A 16494-nucleotide genomic window follows, 5' to 3' on the forward strand; every position below is an offset into this window, starting at 1 on the left:
ATAAATTCAAATAATGTCTAAAATTTGGTCAAAAGATGAGACTCTCTGGAGTTTTGCATTATACGGAACGGCTGTAGGCGCAGGCACTCTTTTCCTTCCCATCCAGTTGGGATCGGCAGGCGCAATCGTGCTATTTATTACCGCGCTGGTCGCCTGGCCTCTAACATACTGGCCGCATAAGGCGCTGTGTCAGTTTATTCTTTCCTCAAAGACTTCTGCCGGTGAGGGAATTACTGGCGCCGTTACTCATTATTACGGCAAGAAAATCGGCAATATTATTACCACGCTTTATTTCATTGCGTTTTTTGTCGTGGTATTAATTTATGCGGTGGCGATTACCAATTCCCTGACAGAGCAATTAGCGAAGCATATTCAGATAGATATTCGCATCCGGATGGCAGTTAGCTTCGGCGTAGTACTTATCCTGAATATGATTTTCTTAATGGGAAGACATGCCACTCTTCGCGTAATGGGCTTGTTAGTCTTTCCACTTATCGCTTACTTCTTGTTCCTTTCGCTCTACTTAACCGGAAGCTGGCAACCCTCGTTACTGACCGGGCAGATGTCTTTGGATAGTCACACGTTGCACCAGGTATGGATTTCTATTCCGGTGATGGTTTTTGCTTTTAGCCATACGCCCATTATTTCGACGTTTGCCATCGACAGACGGGAAAATTTTGGCGATCAGGCCATGGATAAATGCAGAAAGATCATGAAGGTCGCCTACCTGATTATCTGCCTGAGCGTGCTGTTCTTTGTCTTTAGCTGCCTGCTCTCCATTCCGCCGTCATACATTGAAGACGCGCGCAACGAAGGCGTTACCATCCTTTCCGCGCTCTCGATGATGCCCAATGCGCCGGCCTGGCTCTCTATTTCCGGTATTATCGTTGCCGTCGTGGCCATGTCGAAATCTTTCCTCGGCACCTATTTCGGCGTCATCGAGGGCGCAACCGAAATGGTAAGAACCACCCTACAGCAGGTTGGCGTGAAAAAAAGCCGGGCGTTCAATCGCGCGCTGTCTATCATGCTGGTTTCCGGGATTACGTTTATTATTTGCTGTATTAACCCGAATGCCATCTCTATGATTTATGCCATTAGCGGCCCGCTCATTGCGATGATTCTGTTTATTATGCCCACGTTGTCAACGTACCTGATACCGGCATTGAAACCCTACCGATCAGTAGGTAATTTCATTACGTTGGTCGTCGGTTTACTTTGCGTATCGGTGATGTTTTTCGGCTAAAGTAAAAGATAGCCGGGATATAACTCCCGGCTATTTTATATAAGAATCCAGCACCTTTAATATTACGTCCAGATCTTCTTCACGTCTGACTTCATCACTCTGATGAACGATATGCTCGGTCAGATGCCCTTTAATCACCTCACGCATTAAGCCATTTACCGCGCCGCGAATCGCCGCGATCTGTTGTAGCACGGCCGCGCATTCATGCGGTTCATCCAGCATTTTTTTTAGCGCTATCACCTGTCCCTGAATCTTGCTGGTTCTGGCTTTAAGCTTTTGTTTGTCCCGGATGGTATGTGACATTGCAACACCTCACTAACATTAACGAATACAAATTATAGCATTGCGATGCTACTGGGGGGTAGTATTCCATACTGGGGGGGGAGTAGAATAACGCCCACATAAAACAACTAAGAATCATTCTCATGGGTGAATTTTCGACACTTCTTCAGCAAGGAAACGGCTGGTTCTTCATTCCCAGCGCCATTTTATTAGGTATTTTGCACGGGCTTGAACCAGGGCACTCCAAAACTATGATGGCGGCTTTTATCATTGCCATTAAAGGTACGGTTAAACAGGCCGTCATGCTCGGTCTGGCAGCAACGCTTTCTCATACCGCGATCGTCTGGTTAATCGCGCTGGGTGGGATGTATCTTAGCCGGGCATTCACCGCACAATCAGTGGAACCATGGCTGCAGTTAATTTCTGCGATTATTATTCTGAGCACCGCGTGCTGGATGTTCTGGCGGACATGGCGAGGCGAGCAGCAGTGGCTGGCGGGAAACCACCATCACGACCACGACCACGACCACGACCACGACCACGACCACGACCACGACCACGACCACGACCATCATGGTCACATACATCCGGAAGGCGCAACGTCAAAAGCGTATCAGGATGCCCATGAACGCGCCCATGCTGCCGATATTCAACGCCGTTTTGATGGTCAAACAGTGACTAATGGACAGATCCTGCTGTTCGGCCTGACCGGAGGGCTTATCCCCTGTCCGGCTGCGATCACCGTTTTACTGATTTGTATCCAGCTTAAAGCGTTTACGCTGGGCGCCACGATGGTGCTGAGCTTTAGTCTTGGCCTGGCATTAACACTGGTGACGGTAGGCGTTGGCGCGGCGATAAGCGTTCAACAGGCAGCAAAGCGCTGGAGTGGTTTTTCGACGCTTGCCCGGCGGGCGCCCTATTTTTCGAGCATTCTGATTGGTCTGGTCGGCGTGTATATGGGAATTCATGGCTATACCGGGATCATGCAGTAAATATGTAACGCTTCTGCTCAGGCCGTATCATTCACGTCGGGTTTCATTCCAGAAGCGTTTTTACTTATCAAACGGTATGAAAGGTCATACATTCAGCATCCCGCCTGAATTCTGTATTTTACTCCACTACACCACAGGCAAAACATGCCCCACCGCCACCGGGTTTAGCCGGCGTTTCAGGGTTTCTGGATAGAGTCGCCGGAGGCGGGTTATTGCGGAGCGATAAACGGAGTTCGCTGCAGTGATTTACAAAACCGGGTACCAAACAGCAGTTCCCGTAATCGGTTCCGCATTCCCAACTTCACCAGTAACCGGTATTTGTCCTGCCAGATTTGCTTCTCCTGCGTATTCAGCCTTCCACACAACGCTGACAACCTTCCCCGTCCACGGTAAACTTCCTGAAGCAAGCGTAACTGGGCCAGGCTCACTCCGCATGCCAGTATCTCCCGGTGCATCAACTGGTCCATATAGTTCATCAACCGCTTCGGATTGTTAAATATCGGTGGCACTTCCAGAAAGCCCGTCACCGGAGCCGGAGATAACAAAAAGGCGTCCAGCTCTCCTGTCCTGCGCAGGCGTGCGCCCCCGGCCCACTGTTCACCCCGCCGCCCCCGGATAAGTATCTCCGCCAGTTCCTGCTCCAGCAGCGCCGGGATGCCGCCGTATACCTTCAGTACCACCCGGTCGCTGAAAAACAGCTCATCGCTGATAATCATAACCGGGTAGTCCGGCAGTATCTGTCTCAGGGAATAGAACAAAAAGAGATGTTCACGGGGACGCAGACATAGTATCAGTATGGCCTCCGGTTTCCGACGTAATTGCTGCAACAGAACAGGCAGCCTGTATGCGGTTTCACAGTTGCAGCTCGGCAGAAATCTCCGGACCAGGTGTGCCACGGCGATCGTCACCGGCCAGCAGTCACCGTAAACGATAATCTGCCGGGCCGGCATCCGGTTATGTTCCGTCATCCTCATCCTCCTTCTTTTTCAGGATTTTCCCCGCATTTCTGTTACTGCACAGCCGGTTCCACAGTTCATTTGCCATCGACCTGTCACCATTACCGACCCGGCGTTTTGATACCAGCGGCGGTCCGGCTTTTTCACGGCGCGTGGACGGGGTGGGACTGTCAAGAACCCGGATAACATAAATCTCATAGCGTCGTGCTTTATTGGGCAGGGTCTGGTGACGGCAGATGCTGACCACCCGCGATGTTTTGCTTCGCAGATAGGCAATCAGGTAGCTGGCCCGTCTGGCCGTGATGTGAAACGCCTCTGCTATCTGGTTACGCTGAACCCAGTTCTGCTGCAACAGGCACCAGTGTGCCACGATGATATACAGGGGCTCGCCGGCATACTGGCGGACACTTACCGGAATAAAACAGGCATCATGGTTGGTCTGTCCGGGATAATGAATATCGTTACCTGAAAAAACTATCTTCCCTTTTGATTTATCAGAAGACATGCAAACTCTCCGTTTTTTTAGTGAAAAAGACCGAGAAGAAAAAATAATCATAAAGATAAATTTATAGCTATTTTTTAATTAACTATCAGGAAATGGTATTTAATCCTGCTAATTGTAAGTAACAATCACTGTCATTGCGGCTGAAAAAGCACCTGTTTTAATTACCGCACCGGGTATAGCTTCGACCTTTGCTTTATACTGTTTTATAATTCTGCCACCGGCACCGTTATCAAGATGGATAGATCCCATATCTGTTTTCACATTAAATTTAACTGGTGTGTTATTATCCACATCCATTACCGACAGTCTGAAACCATTGTTTTCTTGTTTATTATTCTTAAGAATCACGGTGCTGTCAGCATCTGCCAGTGTCAGACCGTTGGTCCTGAACTCTATAGCCAGTGGGGCGACGAATGGGATCTGCGTTCCGACATTCTGTTGTGCTGTAACGGTGAAAGGTACTTCCCTGGGCACCAGGGTTTCCTTATATTCCGTATAAAAACGCCCCATATTGATAGTATTAGAAGGAGAGATAATAACCTTGCCTGAGTTGTCAGGAATAAACCTGAGATTAAACGCAGAAACAGTTAAAGGTCTGAATGGAACAGTCGGTGGTTCAACAGACAGTCCGGGTTGTGACGGGCTATAGGGATATATATTAATTTTACTTCCCGGAATGTTTATGTCCAAAAAATTATTATTGAAAACCTGTTCGACAAAAATATGTACTGTAATCGTTACGCTCCGGTTATATGTTTTTTGCGCTTCCATACGTTGCCCGAATGCTTTTGAACTGGACCAGCCTGAAAACCCTGCCTGTATATCCCTCCACGTAAATGTCACGGGAGTCAAGCTCCCTTCCTGAACAACGATATCCATTCCAAGACCGCGATCTTTTAGCGCAGTGGCTACCTGTCTCATATCGGAAAGCGAAACTGCTGTAGAGTAAACAAGTGAATTAAAACTGCTCCATGTTGTAGTACAGGTATAACTTATGGGAACGGTAATCTTCTGCAGTTCCTGCCCTTGTAAATATTGTCCTCCCTTCAGACTGATATTCTGAATATTTACATTTCCATTGGCATCACATTTTGACCAGTCATAGTTTGCCCTCGCAGAATCACAGACAGCAAAGAAAAGAAACACACCTGACAGTATCAGTGATTTCATATTGAATAATCGTCCTGTCATGATGTCGCCCCTGCGTCCTTAAACGCGCAGTTCAGGGCATCGCAGGCGTAGCGGTTCATCTGCAGTCCACCGTAATCATCAATATACCCCACCCACAGCGTCCGGGTTTCTGCCGGCAGAACAGCCTTTAAAGGCAGGCTCCCCAGGGGCGGCACCATCACGCCCTCGCGGAAACCGCTGAGCCTGTGGCTACGGTCTGCTCCCAGCCACGCCACAGTGATGTAGTACGGCGTCGGGTTTCTGAGGGTCAGGTGTCCCGCATTCCGCTCAGCGGTCAGCTTTCTTTCCGGCTGGTCATTGCTGCTTCTGATAATGGCTTTCGGACGGTAAAACAGTTTCAGCTGGCTCTGCATGGCCAGCTGCAGGACGTTGTCGTCTTCCGGCTTCGGGGGAACGCCCCGCACGTTAAACCAGAACAGCGTTTCCCTGTCCTGAGGGAGCTTATCTGTCAGCCCACGAACCTGGGTGATGCGGACCTGGGATTTCTGTCCGGCATCAATACGCTGCAGCGGCGGCAGCGCCATCAGCGCATCCGTTCTCACCCCGTCAGCATCCGTCACCCAGGACTGCGCCAGGAACGGCGTGGTTTTGTCATCGTTATTCAGCGTGATGGCCACCGTTTTCTGCGGCGCATCCATGATAATACGGGTCCGGTCGACATTGACGGCCGCCGGGCTGCACTGGCTCCATGCTGCCGCCAGCGCGAGTAAAATCACACGGCTTCTTCTGCTGTTTTTCACCTGTTTTCTCCGTTAGTCCTGCTCTGTGACAGGGATATTTTTATCTGCAGGGCAGTAACAGCGGCCCCCGACTGAGTGTCACCGTTTCCGGCAGGGTGAGTCTGCACTGCACCCGGCCATCCCAGGACACGTTCAGGGTCCGGCGGTCTTCCCCGCTGAGGCCTGTCAGGTAGGCCAGACCGTCATCTCCGACCATCCCCGCGGTTCTGCCGCTTTTCCCGGACACTACCAGAGCGCCAAACGGTGGACTGGCGCCATCAGCCAGCCGGATATGACCGAGCACCTGCTCCCCCTGGCTGGCGTCAATCTTCCGGTAGCCCACCGCGCCCTCCGTCAGCACCTGGCTGATGACGGAGCTGCTGACGTCCACGTCCTCCGGCAGGGCGGCCACATCAACCGAAATATCGCTGCGCCGATAGCTGCTGCCGGCGCTCACCACGCCCACCCCGAAGCGGTTGGTCACCCCGCTGTTGCCGTTCACCGGCACACCGGCCACGTCTCCGGTATCTATCATCATGCGGGGCTCATTCCCGGCCATCGACTGGCTGAAAGCGGCGCCGTGGGCGGTGGCGGTCACCGAGCCGTACCAGCTCAGGCCCAGGCTGCGGTACTGTCCGGGCTGCAGGGTGGCGTCCGCTGCCGCCTGGCCCCACGGTAGACGGCTCTGCACGCTGCCGCTAAAGCTGCTGTTACTGCCGGTGTCATAGCGGTTATGACCAGCGCTGATGTTCCATGTGGTGTCCGGGTTATGGAAATCGCTGTAATTCACGGTCTGCTGCAGGCCACCCCGGTTATCCTTCTGCACGCTGTAGCTCACCTGGCGGCTGTCGCCCCACGGGATACTGATGGTGGCGTAGACCTGGTTCTGGCTCCCCCCGCCGGTGTACTGGTTACGGGCAAACGACACCGAGGCCGAGAGCCCCTGAAGCTCGCCGAGACTGAACACTTTGTTGAAGCTGAGCATGTAGTTATTGTTGGACTGCGCATTCCAGTAATTGAGCCGGCTTACCGAGAGGGCCGCGCTCATATTGAGTACCGGAACGGACTGGCTGTAAGTCACGGTGTAGCTTTGTTTTTCATGCCATGCATCGCCGCCGTCGGTGTCCCGACGCTGCAGGTACTCCGGCATGGACAGAAAATGGCGGTCCGAGAAGCGGTATCCGACGAACGCCAGGGTACTGCCGGTCTTATCAAACGTTTTGGCATAGTTGATACGGTAGCTGTAACCGGACTGCTTCTGCCCATGTGGCAACCGCGCATCTGAGCGGGTGACGTCCGCAGACAGAGCGCCCAGCAGCCCCATATTCTGGCCGATCCCGAGCGCCGCGGACTGGTAGTCGCCGGTGGAGGCAATGAGGCCGCCATACAGCGACGTGTTGTTAAATGCTCCCCAGGTGGCCTCCCCGAGCAGAAAGTCAGGGCTGACCGTGCTGTTGTTATGCGTCCCGCCGTACAGCGGACGTCCGGCGGCCACCTTATAGCGAACCTGTCCCTGGCGTGCCATAAAGGGGACGCTGGCCGTGTTGACCTGCCAGGTCCGGACGCTACCGTCGCTTTCCCGGACGCTGACATCCAGGTTGCCGCTGATATTCTGGCTCAGGTCGGGAAGCTCAAAAGGCCCCGGCGACACCCGGGTCTGGTACAGAATGCGGCCATTCTGGCTGACGGTAACCTGTGCATTACTGTTCGCAATGCCGCTGATTTTCGGGGCATACCCCTGAAGAGAGGGCGGCAGCATGCGCTCATCGCTGGCCAAAGTGAGCCCGGCAAAGCGGAAGGAGTCAAAAATAGCGGAGCTGAGGTACGTCTGTCCGAGCGTCAGTTTTGAGCGCAGTGCTGGCAGGGCACGGAACAGATACGTCTGCGGCAGATAAAAATCGGACTGTGATGCGCCCTGCCCACTGTCAAAACGGCTGTACTGGTAATCGCTCCGCAACCGCCAGGCGCCGAGATTAAACCCGGCGGTGCCGTAGAGGCTGTAGCTGGTAGAGGTTTCCCCCTGCTGCGGCATATAGCGGTTGACCATCAGGTTGTAATCGAGCAGGCCGGCGGTGACGCCGTCGCTCCAGCGTGAAGGGGGGACCCAGTCCGGGTCCTGATATCGCATCCAGGCCTGGGGAATAATGAAGGTCAGACGCTGATTTTCAGCGCTGTACCGTACCTGACTGTCAGCGGAGCGCAGCTCAAGGCATTGCCCGTCCGGGATACCGGTAACGGGTTTCAGGCCATGAATAATCTTATCCTTAAGACCCAGCATGGCCACCATGTCTGTTGTCACACAGATGACGGCCGCGTCGCGTCCGGCAACCGGTACAACTCTGACCGGATACTGTTCCCGTACCGGCTGGTCATTGAGCCAGATATCGAGAATATAGTTACCGGGCGCCACATACCCCTCGCGGCTGAAGGCCGTGAGGTCCACGTTAGACAGGTTCCCGCTGTCCAGCAGGCTGGCATTGAACTCCGTGGCCTGCGACTTCAGGACGGAAAATGTCAGGGTAATCAGAATGGCAAGCCGGGTAATTTTCATGGCATGGCGCTTTCGTGTTGTCGTCCGTGTAACAGACAGCCCGCAGGCATGGTCAGATATAAAAGCCGTCCGAACCCCTCCGTGGACGGCTTCTCCCTGTCGTTATTTACCGCGTAAAATCACAGGTATTTCAGGGTGTAGGTGACAGATGCGTTAACATCGCCAGGAGTTGCGGCATTTGTCAGGGCTATCAGGCGGGCAAAGAAGTTAAGTTCGTTATTCCCGGCTTGCAGTTGCTGAGCTTCGCCATCCGGCATCGGGGTATTGGGTGTAATCAGTGAGGTATTGTCACTTTTCAGAAGCTGCACACCAACATGCTGGGCACTGCCGGTGCTGACGTAAGCTTTACCTGAGGTATCAGCTGTGCCACTGAAAGAGACGGTTACTTTAGACATTTTCCCTGCGGAGCCAGCAGGATTTGAACCTGCATCATTCGGATCGAAAGCACAGTTCTGCAGATGAATGGTGAACGGTTTTGAGTCCGTGGTTGCGTCGGCGGTATTCAGTTTACGGTAAGAAATCTGTCCAAACGGAACGGTGATCGCATCGTCGCCCGGTGCGATATCACAGGGGGAGTTGGTGATGGTGCCAGTAAAGGTAATTTTACCTGAGCCGAACGGGCCTGCTGTTGGTGGATCGACTGCATATACAGAAGCGCCATACATCATACCGGCAGCCGCCATGGCAAGTATTATTTTATTACGCATAGATAATATGTCCTTTGGGTGAATGAGAATTATTTTGCAAAGGCTGAAAACAAATCTGAGGGTATTAATGAAAGCGTTCAGAAAAGATTCGTATGAATAATAAACGCCTGGTGTTAAACGAAGCACCTGAACTTTCCATCGAAAAATATTGATTTCAGCTAATGCCTAATCAGTTGTAAGAAAATTCTTATTCAAATTAAAACAATAAAAATAGATCGATACGATCGATGATTATGATCGTAATTTAAGAATAATCATCAAAGAAATACTTTTTAATGTAATTATAAGCGGATGAATACCTAACAGACAGATATTCGCAGCGGACATGAAATATTTTGTAATATGTTATCGGGAATGTATGTTTTGCTTTTCCATCACACTGGATATTTACAAAACATAATACTAACCATATATAACAATAAAACTACTGGTAGCATAAAAAACTAGATATAACGCAAGTAAAAGGCATTTAATTCCAAAACATTAACTTAATAAATCATTATGAACCATCATAAGCGGAAGGGATAAAAAATAATAAATGAAATGATATTCTTCTGTATTTGTGATGAGCATCACAATAGATATGAATGCAGGTACCCTGACATTACTGAACTTCACGGATGAAATTTAAAAACAATGCCGACAGCAAAGAACAAACTGGTAATAGCTGTCAGACATAATGCTGCCTGCTGTAATATATACAGCAGGCTGGGGGATATTAATGCGCGGAATCGTGCTGCACGGGGGCCGTGGGTAATTCCTGAACTGACTGAGAATCCACAATTATGCCATCCTGAGCTGATTTCAGTATCAGACCTGCCTGATAGTATTTTCCTTCGTTCATCAAGGAAAGCGCTGTGGTCACATCCTTACGGGTTTGCTGAAGAGGAATGAGTTCCTGATTTTCAATCATACTGACGCCTGCTAGTTTCAGGGCCTCTATAGTCCCTTTTTTATCTCCTTCTTTCATTTTCTGGTTTGCTTTATTAATAGCATCATTTTTCTGCCCCGCAGGGAGATAATCTTCGGCTACCGTAATCGATGAATTTATCCGAATATAGCGGTCTCCTTCAACTGGGGCTTTTTTATCTGATTTGACATACAGGTTCCAGTCAGTGCTGTCATCGTTCAGGAGTTTTTCTGCTTGCGCAGCCAGTTGTTCCGCCTTTTGGGTTCGACCATTAAACAACTCGAATCGCGACATTCCGATATCACGCATGGCCTGCCAGGCCTGTCCGGATATCTTGTCATTATTCAGAGTAACATTATCAGTCATGTTTGTTGCGGCCATAACATTTCCTGAAAACAGGATAACCATCAGCGCAACGCCTGGCATAATATGGCTTTTCATAATCCATCATCTCCACAAAGTAACATTTTTTATCGAATTATCCTATTCAGAACCGGTAACCCACGCCAAGATTAAAGCCGTTGCTATTAAGGCTTCCGCTGTTATGGGTAGCATCAAAATCCGCACCCTCATAACCCAGATTTATAGCGACATTACTGACCGGGGTATAAGCCACGCCTGCAGAATAACCATATCCGACCTTACTGTCAGACTTATCTATTCCGTGATCACGCTGATGCAATAATACGGGGCCCACTTGACTATACAGGCTTAACTGGTTATTTATTTTCCATGAAGGGCCTGCAAGCAGGGAGTAATAACGGGTTGTTACACGACCATTACTGCTTTCATCGGAATAGCGCTGGCTTCCATTTAGCCAGGCAAATGAGGTTGTCAGCCCCCAGTCCGGTGACATTTCATAGTTGTTTGCCAGCCGAACCCCACGCAACGTCCCGGCGTGATTAGTATGGGACTGGGCGTATCCAAGCGAAAATGTACTGGCATTATCGTCTGCCCATACCGGACTGGCTGCAGCAGACAGCAGAACAATACCGGCACTTCCGGCTAATAGCATTTTGTTCATCTTCTTCTCTCCGGTTATTTTTACCTGATGCCTTACTGGCATGTATTAAGTTAAAATCTTTCCGTGATAACAAACTATAAATAAATCTTTTAAATTATGAGCGCTGTTACGCCAGCAAATATCTTTGTCTGCGGCTGTCGGGAGGCTATTCACGAAAATATATCCAGGCCAGAAACAGTATTTAATAATAAATAAACTGAAAAATAAAAACTGACAAAAATAGAAGTTCACTGATATATACCCAAAATAATTTGAGTTGCTTAAAGGCGGCAAGGGAGTGAGTCCCCAGGAGCATAGATAACTCTGTGACTGGGGTGAGCGACAAATCTGCCGGGAGCAGATTTGAACGTCGCGTGCGACGGCCCGTCAGGGCGAGGCCCATGATGGGCCGAGTAATCCGTAGTCAACACATAAGCCACTTGAAGTATGAAGGGTATATAACGGGAAAGAAGTCATATCGGCCTGGTAAACCAACGTCTGTGACTTAGTTGCAGGAAACGGCTATGGAGAGGGGATGCGGCAGTTATCGGGCAGTAACGGCATTGTTCAGTGAGTATCCAGGAAACAAAAAAAGAAGGGAGCGGTACTCCCTTCGTAAACATGTCAGAATACGACATTTTGGTACTCTTTTATTTATTATCTGGCCGTAAAAGTTATGCTGTTGGCAGGTATCTCCAGTCAACATAAAAAAATACCACCAGCTAAAAATGTGATGCAAACCACCATTAAGCAGGTAACCAAACTGACTGTGCCACTAAATCCGGAAAAGAGTTTGAATCCGGGGATAACATCTGATGCAGAAATTAGCACCAGTCTTCGATTCGGATACCCGGAATGCGTTCAAACTCGCGGAGATTGTTTGTGACGACGACCAGTCCGCGGCTACGGGCATGGCCAGCAATCATCTGGTCATAAGGCCCGACAGGTGTTCCCTTGCGGGCCAGTTCGGCACGGATTTGACCGGTATGTATCGCCAGCCTGAAGGGGCATGTTGGCTTTGACGATCAGGCAAAAAACAACTGCGAATAAAGTCGTATGATGATCTTCACATTTATCATCATCAGCGTTCATATTACTCAACCTGTAATCAACCTCTGGCGTTTTTCTGTATCCATCACAACCATTTCCGGTAAAGGTAAAAAAGGGATTTGAACCTTTCCGGAGATGATAATGAAGGTAAATACATGGACAATTTTGCTTATGTCGGCGCATCTGACGGCCTGTACCGTCCCTGGCACAGAAAAATATCAGACCAGCATGGACAGCGTTACGGCAGAAAAAGTAAGCCGGATTATCCAGTCGGATGTCATTCCTTATAAAGGCGAAAACCATGGAGAAGTTATCAGCCGCGTATCGTCTGCTTTTCTCGGAACACCTTATCAGGCAAATACGCTCATCGGTGGGCCCGGCACACCCGAAGTCCTTGTAGCGAATTTCAACGGCGTGGACTGCTTTACCCTGGCTGATTACGTTGAGGCCCTGGCCCGCAGCGATAATCAGAAATCGTTTCTGCATAATCTTGCCAGGACTCGCTACGCCGCAGGCAAAGTTGCTTATCTCAGCCGCCGGCACTTCTTCTCTGACTGGTTCGCCGCAGTACCGCGTAATGCACGGGATGTAACGCCGTATATCAGCCCTGATTATATCATTGTTGACAAGCAGCTTAACCATAAACCTGATGGCGGCGAGTACATTCCTGGTCTGGGCATCCATCCTCGTAAAATAAATTATATTCCCGGAAGAGCCATCAACCAGCAGGTCATGAACCACCTAAAAAATGGGGACTATATCGGTGTCTACTCCCCGCTTGACGGGCTGGACGTTTCACATGTGGGTATCGTAGTTCGCCATGATGAACAGGTGTGGTTTCGGAACGCCTCCTCATTGGCCGCAAACAGAAAAGTGGTGGACACACCGTTTATGGAATACATGCATTCCAGACCAGGCATCGTTGTGCTGCGAGCTGAATGATAAAGTCATTACCAGAGTCGCCAGAGCCGTCCGACATAGGCATTGAAACCCTGTGCACTGTGGGTGCCGACAGGAAAAATTGCTGTAAATTCGTGGAGTTAGTAAATATTAGAAGATATTTGTCTGGAGCGGGCGAAGGGAATCGAACCCTCGTATAGAGCTTGGGAAGCTCTCGTTCTACCATTGAACTACGCCCGCTTTGAGATGCGTAAAGCATTATAAACCTTACGTTCTGGTTGGCAAGAGACTTACTGGCTGACTGGCGATTAATTCGCCGTCAGCACTTCGGTTTACTCCCCTGCGGCGGCAGATAACGCAGCGGATCGATGGCCGTCGCCCGGTAGCGAATCTGGAAGTGTAGCCTTACGGATGCGGCATCCGTGCTGCCCATCGTAGCGATTTTTTGCCCCGCTTTAACGCTTTGCCCATTATTAACCAGCATGGTGTCATTATGAGCGTAAGCCGTAATGTAATCTTCATTGTGCTTAATCATGATGAGATTGCCGTAACCACGCAGCTGGTTCCCGACATAGACAACTTTACCCGCTCCCGCCGCATAAACAGGCGTTCCGCGCGCGCCCGCAATATCGATGCCCTTATTTCCGCCCTCTGCGGTGGAATAAGGTAAAATCACTTTACCGTTGGCAGGCCATACCCAACAGCGCTGCCCCACCGGCGGCCAGGAGGATTTTGGCACCGAAGATGACGGTCTGACCGCGGCAGTTTTTGTTGCTGTTTTATTGCTGGTTTTGCGTGTTGAACTGCTACTCTTTGCGCTGCCGCGCACTTTAATTCGCTGCCCCACCTCAATAGTATAAGGCGGAGAAATGCCATTCAGTCGGGCCAGTTCTTTCACGCTGGTTCCCGTGGCGCGCGATATACGATACAACGTATCGCCGCGCTTAACGGTATAGACGGAGCCGGAATACGTTCCTGAGCCGGAATTACTGGAACACCCCGCCAGCAGCAGCCCTGTGCATAACAGCACCGCAATACCCAGGCTATTTTTGTTCAGGCGTCCTGCGCTCAAAACCATTCCTCACTCTATTGACAGACGCCTTATGATAGCAGCCAAATGCCGTATGCCCAATCCATTGACGCCGGAAAGGGTCCGCGCGGATGATGATGCCGCGAATATCCGATATGCCAGCATAATATCGACTCACGGCGCAATGGCGCTCGTCTGCGTTCTGTCAGGGCCTGTTTTGGTAATGCCTTTCTTTCTGTTATGCGCTACGCTGATCGTCTGAGTATATGGCCTGGCCATGCTGCTGGGTCATTTTAATTTTCAGGAGCTTTCATGACTGAGGAACATGTCGTTTTATTGGATGAGCAGGATAAGCCCTCCGGCACACTGGAAAAGTATGCGGCTCATACGCTTAATACGCCTTTGCATCTGGCTTTCTCCTGCTGGCTATTTAACGAAGATGGTCAGTTGCTGGTAACACGACGGTCGCTGAGCAAAAAAGCCTGGCCAGGCGTGTGGACGAATTCGGTTTGCGGTCATCCGCAACAAGGCGAAACCACCGAAGAGGCGATCATCCGCCGTTGTCGGTTCGAACTCGGCGTGGAAATTACCGATCTCACCCCCGTCTATCCGCACTTCAGCTATCGGGCGACAGATCCAAACGGTATTGTGGAAAATGAAGTCTGTCCGGTATTTGCCGCGCGGGCAACCAGTGTGTTACAGGTTAACAGCGAAGAGGTGATGGACTATCAGTGGAGCGAATTTAAAAGCGTATGGAAAAGCCTTCTCGCTACGCCGTGGGCCTTTAGCCCGTGGATGGTCATGCAAGCGTCAGACGAACAAGCGCGTGAACGACTGCTCAATTACTGCCAGCGTTAAAAATTGCCTGATGGCGCTACGTCTGAACGAAGAGATGCCGGATGGCGGCTAATGCCCCATCCGGCAATTTACATCTTATTTCACCGGACGCATCGCCGGGAACAGAATAACGTCGCGAATCGTGTGGCTGTTAGTAAACAGCATCACCATACGGTCGATACCAATTCCCAGACCCGCTGTCGGCGGTAAACCGTGTTCCAGCGCCGTCACGTAGTCTTCGTCGTAGAACATGGCTTCGTCATCGCCCGCCGCTTTTGCATTAACCTGATCCAGGAAACGCTGCGCCTGGTCTTCCGCATCGTTCAACTCGCTAAAGCCATTACCGATTTCACGACCGCCGATAAAGAACTCGAAGCGGTCAGTGATTTCCGGGTTCACATCATTACGACGCGCCAGCGGAGACACTTCAGCCGGATATTCGGTGATGAAGGTCGGCTGAATCAGATGCGCTTCAGCGACTTCGTCAAAGATCTCAGTGACGATACGGCCCAGACCCCAGCTCTTCTCGACGTGAATGCCGATGCTTTCAGCAATCGCCTTCGCGGAGTCGAAGTTGTCCAGATCAGCCATATCCGTTTCCGGACGATATTTCTTGATCGCTTCACGCATGGTCAGTTTTTCGAACGGCTTACCGAAGTCAAACACTTCATCACCGTACGGAACCTGGGTGGTGCCCAGAACATCCTGCGCCAGCGTACGGAACAGAGACTCCGTCAGCTCGATCAGGTCTTTGTAGTCCGCATACGCCATATAGAGTTCCATCATGGTGAACTCAGGATTATGGCGCACGGAGATGCCTTCGTTACGGAAGTTACGGTTAATTTCGAATACGCGTTCGAAGCCGCCAACCACCAGACGCTTGAGGTACAGTTCCGGCGCGATACGCAGGTACATGTCCAGATCCAGCGCGTTGTGATGGGTGATAAACGGACGGGCAGACGCGCCGCCTGGGATCACCTGCATCATCGGCGTTTCGACTTCCATAAAGCCGCGAGCAACCATAAACTGGCGAATACCGGCCAGGATCTTCGAACGGGTTTTGAAGGTGTTACGGGATTCATCGTTAGAGATGAGATCCAGATAACGCTGGCGATAGCGCGCTTCCTGGTCCTGCAGGCCGTGGAATTTATCCGGCAACGGACGCAGCGCTTTCGTCAGCAGGCGCAGTTCGGTGCAGTGGATAGACAGCTCGCCGGTTTTGGTTTTGAACAGCTTACCTTTCGCGCCGAGGATATCGCCAAGATCCCACTTCTTGAACTGCTCGTTGTAAACGCCTTCCGGCAGATCATCGCGCGCCACATACAGCTGAATGCGGCCGCCTACGTCTTGCAGGGTAACAAAAGAGGCTTTACCCATAATACGGCGAGTCATCATACGGCCCGCGACGGACACTTCAATATTCAGCGCTTCCAGTTCTTCAGCTTCTTTCGCGTCAAACTCTGCGTGCAGTTGGTCTGAGGTACGGTCACGACGGAAATCGTTCGGGAACGGGATACCCTGCTCACGCAGTGCAGCCAGCTTCTCGCGACGTGCCTTCATTTCATTGTTAAGATCGACTACCTCGTCAGCGCCCTGTGCGTTTTGTTCAGACATGTTG

General features: G+C 50.8%; 15 protein-coding genes, 1 tRNA gene and 1 pseudogene. 4 read left to right on the plus strand and 13 right to left on the minus strand.

Annotation, left to right across the window (positions count from 1 at the left end; genetic code table 11):
- The first annotated feature begins 13 nt into the window (after positions 1-13).
- Positions 14-1243 carry an amino acid permease gene (locus tag ACLJRH_RS09375; protein WP_023136667.1) on the plus strand — a complete coding sequence of 410 codons (1230 nt, stop codon included), beginning with the start codon at positions 14-16 and terminating at the stop codon, positions 1241-1243.
- A 30-nt stretch (positions 1244-1273) separates the two neighbouring features.
- Here the strand turns inward: ACLJRH_RS09375 and rcnR are convergent, their stop codons facing one another.
- Complete coding sequence (rcnR, locus tag ACLJRH_RS09380) at positions 1274-1546, minus strand: Ni(II)/Co(II)-binding transcriptional repressor RcnR (RefSeq protein ID WP_000019954.1); 273 nt, start codon at positions 1544-1546, stop codon at positions 1274-1276.
- A gap of 122 nt (positions 1547-1668) precedes the next feature.
- Here rcnR and ACLJRH_RS09385 point away from each other — a divergent pair, with 122 nt between their 5' ends.
- Positions 1669-2517: a nickel/cobalt efflux protein RcnA gene (locus tag ACLJRH_RS09385; protein WP_000503687.1), complete on the plus strand. Its 849-nt coding sequence runs from the start codon at positions 1669-1671 to the stop codon at positions 2515-2517.
- A gap of 209 nt (positions 2518-2726) precedes the next feature.
- Here the strand turns inward: ACLJRH_RS09385 and ACLJRH_RS09390 are convergent, their stop codons facing one another.
- The 9 genes and pseudogenes from ACLJRH_RS09390 to vapC all read right to left on the minus strand — a co-directional run.
- Entirely contained in the window at positions 2727-3485 is a 759-nt protein-coding gene (locus ACLJRH_RS09390) for a hypothetical protein (protein WP_023136668.1), read from the minus strand.
- Entirely contained in the window at positions 3472-3978 is a 507-nt protein-coding gene (locus ACLJRH_RS09395) for a CaiF/GrlA family transcriptional regulator (protein ID WP_000093332.1), read from the minus strand. Before ACLJRH_RS09395 ends, ACLJRH_RS09390 begins: the two co-directional genes overlap by 14 nt.
- Positions 3979-4086: 108 nt before the next feature.
- Complete coding sequence (locus tag ACLJRH_RS09400) at positions 4087-5169, minus strand: fimbrial protein (protein WP_023223211.1); 1083 nt, start codon at positions 5167-5169, stop codon at positions 4087-4089.
- Positions 5166-5909 carry a fimbrial biogenesis chaperone StdC gene (gene stdC, locus ACLJRH_RS09405; RefSeq protein WP_000798491.1) on the minus strand — a complete coding sequence of 248 codons (744 nt, stop codon included), beginning with the start codon at positions 5907-5909 and terminating at the stop codon, positions 5166-5168. The genes ACLJRH_RS09400 and stdC overlap by 4 nt, the downstream gene beginning before the upstream one ends.
- 40 nt (positions 5910-5949) lie before the next feature.
- Positions 5950-8439 (minus strand): fimbrial outer membrane usher protein StdB, encoded by a 2490-nt coding sequence (gene stdB, locus ACLJRH_RS09410; protein WP_023136669.1) that lies wholly within the window; start codon positions 8437-8439, stop codon positions 5950-5952.
- A gap of 119 nt (positions 8440-8558) precedes the next feature.
- Entirely contained in the window at positions 8559-9146 is a 588-nt protein-coding gene (locus ACLJRH_RS09415; RefSeq protein ID WP_001244645.1) for a fimbrial protein, read from the minus strand.
- Positions 9147-9864: 718 nt separating this feature from the next.
- Positions 9865-10497: a YfdX family protein gene (locus tag ACLJRH_RS09420; protein WP_000835269.1), complete on the minus strand. Its 633-nt coding sequence runs from the start codon at positions 10495-10497 to the stop codon at positions 9865-9867.
- Positions 10498-10543: 46 nt separating this feature from the next.
- On the minus strand, positions 10544-11080 hold the full coding sequence (locus ACLJRH_RS09425; protein ID WP_023136670.1) for an STM3031 family outer membrane protein: 537 nt from the start codon (positions 11078-11080) through the stop codon (positions 10544-10546).
- A gap of 803 nt (positions 11081-11883) precedes the next feature.
- Positions 11884-12054 (minus strand): annotated as a pseudogene (gene vapC / locus ACLJRH_RS09430) (tRNA(fMet)-specific endonuclease VapC); the annotation flags it as partial.
- A gap of 190 nt (positions 12055-12244) precedes the next feature.
- Here vapC and ACLJRH_RS09435 point away from each other — a divergent pair.
- Positions 12245-13051 carry a DUF1460 domain-containing protein gene (locus ACLJRH_RS09435; RefSeq protein ID WP_077909908.1) on the plus strand — a complete coding sequence of 269 codons (807 nt, stop codon included), beginning with the start codon at positions 12245-12247 and terminating at the stop codon, positions 13049-13051.
- Positions 13052-13175: 124 nt separating this feature from the next.
- Here ACLJRH_RS09435 and ACLJRH_RS09440 read toward each other — a convergent pair.
- Both ACLJRH_RS09440 and actS read right to left on the minus strand, forming a co-directional pair.
- A tRNA-Gly gene (locus tag ACLJRH_RS09440) sits at positions 13176-13249 on the minus strand.
- A gap of 79 nt (positions 13250-13328) precedes the next feature.
- The gene (gene actS, locus ACLJRH_RS09445) at positions 13329-14087 is read right to left on the minus strand and encodes an amidase activator ActS (protein WP_000244328.1); all 759 of its coding nucleotides are present in this window, start codon (positions 14085-14087) and stop codon (positions 13329-13331) included.
- Between the two features lie 264 nt (positions 14088-14351).
- Between actS and idi the strand changes: the two genes are divergently transcribed.
- Entirely contained in the window at positions 14352-14897 is a 546-nt protein-coding gene (gene idi / locus ACLJRH_RS09450) for an isopentenyl-diphosphate Delta-isomerase (protein ID WP_000133994.1), read from the plus strand.
- A 75-nt stretch (positions 14898-14972) separates the two neighbouring features.
- On the opposite strand, the gene lysS is transcribed toward idi, so the two are convergent.
- Positions 14973-16490: a lysine--tRNA ligase gene (gene lysS / locus ACLJRH_RS09455; RefSeq protein ID WP_000003339.1), complete on the minus strand. Its 1518-nt coding sequence runs from the start codon at positions 16488-16490 to the stop codon at positions 14973-14975.
- Positions 16491-16494: the final 4 nt, after the last annotated feature.

The sequence above is a fragment of the Salmonella sp. SAL04162 genome (genome assembly GCF_046551535.1).
Lineage (GTDB): Bacteria > Pseudomonadota > Gammaproteobacteria > Enterobacterales > Enterobacteriaceae > Salmonella > Salmonella enterica.

Coding starts and splice junctions, on each gene's coding strand:
- ACLJRH_RS09375 (WP_023136667.1), top strand. CDS start 14: ATGTCTAAAATTTGGTCAAAAGATGAGACTCTCTGGAGTTTTGCATTA.
- rcnR (WP_000019954.1), bottom strand. CDS start 1,546: ATGTCACATACCATCCGGGACAAACAAAAGCTTAAAGCCAGAACCAGC.
- ACLJRH_RS09385 (WP_000503687.1), top strand. CDS start 1,669: ATGGGTGAATTTTCGACACTTCTTCAGCAAGGAAACGGCTGGTTCTTC.
- ACLJRH_RS09390 (WP_023136668.1), bottom strand. CDS start 3,485: ATGACGGAACATAACCGGATGCCGGCCCGGCAGATTATCGTTTACGGT.
- ACLJRH_RS09395 (WP_000093332.1), bottom strand. CDS start 3,978: ATGTCTTCTGATAAATCAAAAGGGAAGATAGTTTTTTCAGGTAACGAT.
- ACLJRH_RS09400 (WP_023223211.1), bottom strand. CDS start 5,169: ATGACAGGACGATTATTCAATATGAAATCACTGATACTGTCAGGTGTG.
- stdB (WP_023136669.1), bottom strand. CDS start 8,439: ATGAAAATTACCCGGCTTGCCATTCTGATTACCCTGACATTTTCCGTC.
- ACLJRH_RS09415 (WP_001244645.1), bottom strand. CDS start 9,146: ATGCGTAATAAAATAATACTTGCCATGGCGGCTGCCGGTATGATGTAT.
- ACLJRH_RS09420 (WP_000835269.1), bottom strand. CDS start 10,497: ATGAAAAGCCATATTATGCCAGGCGTTGCGCTGATGGTTATCCTGTTT.
- ACLJRH_RS09425 (WP_023136670.1), bottom strand. CDS start 11,080: ATGAACAAAATGCTATTAGCCGGAAGTGCCGGTATTGTTCTGCTGTCT.
- ACLJRH_RS09435 (WP_077909908.1), top strand. CDS start 12,245: ATGATAATGAAGGTAAATACATGGACAATTTTGCTTATGTCGGCGCAT.
- actS (WP_000244328.1), bottom strand. CDS start 14,087: ATGGTTTTGAGCGCAGGACGCCTGAACAAAAATAGCCTGGGTATTGCG.
- idi (WP_000133994.1), top strand. CDS start 14,352: ATGACTGAGGAACATGTCGTTTTATTGGATGAGCAGGATAAGCCCTCC.
- lysS (WP_000003339.1), bottom strand. CDS start 16,490: ATGTCTGAACAAAACGCACAGGGCGCTGACGAGGTAGTCGATCTTAAC.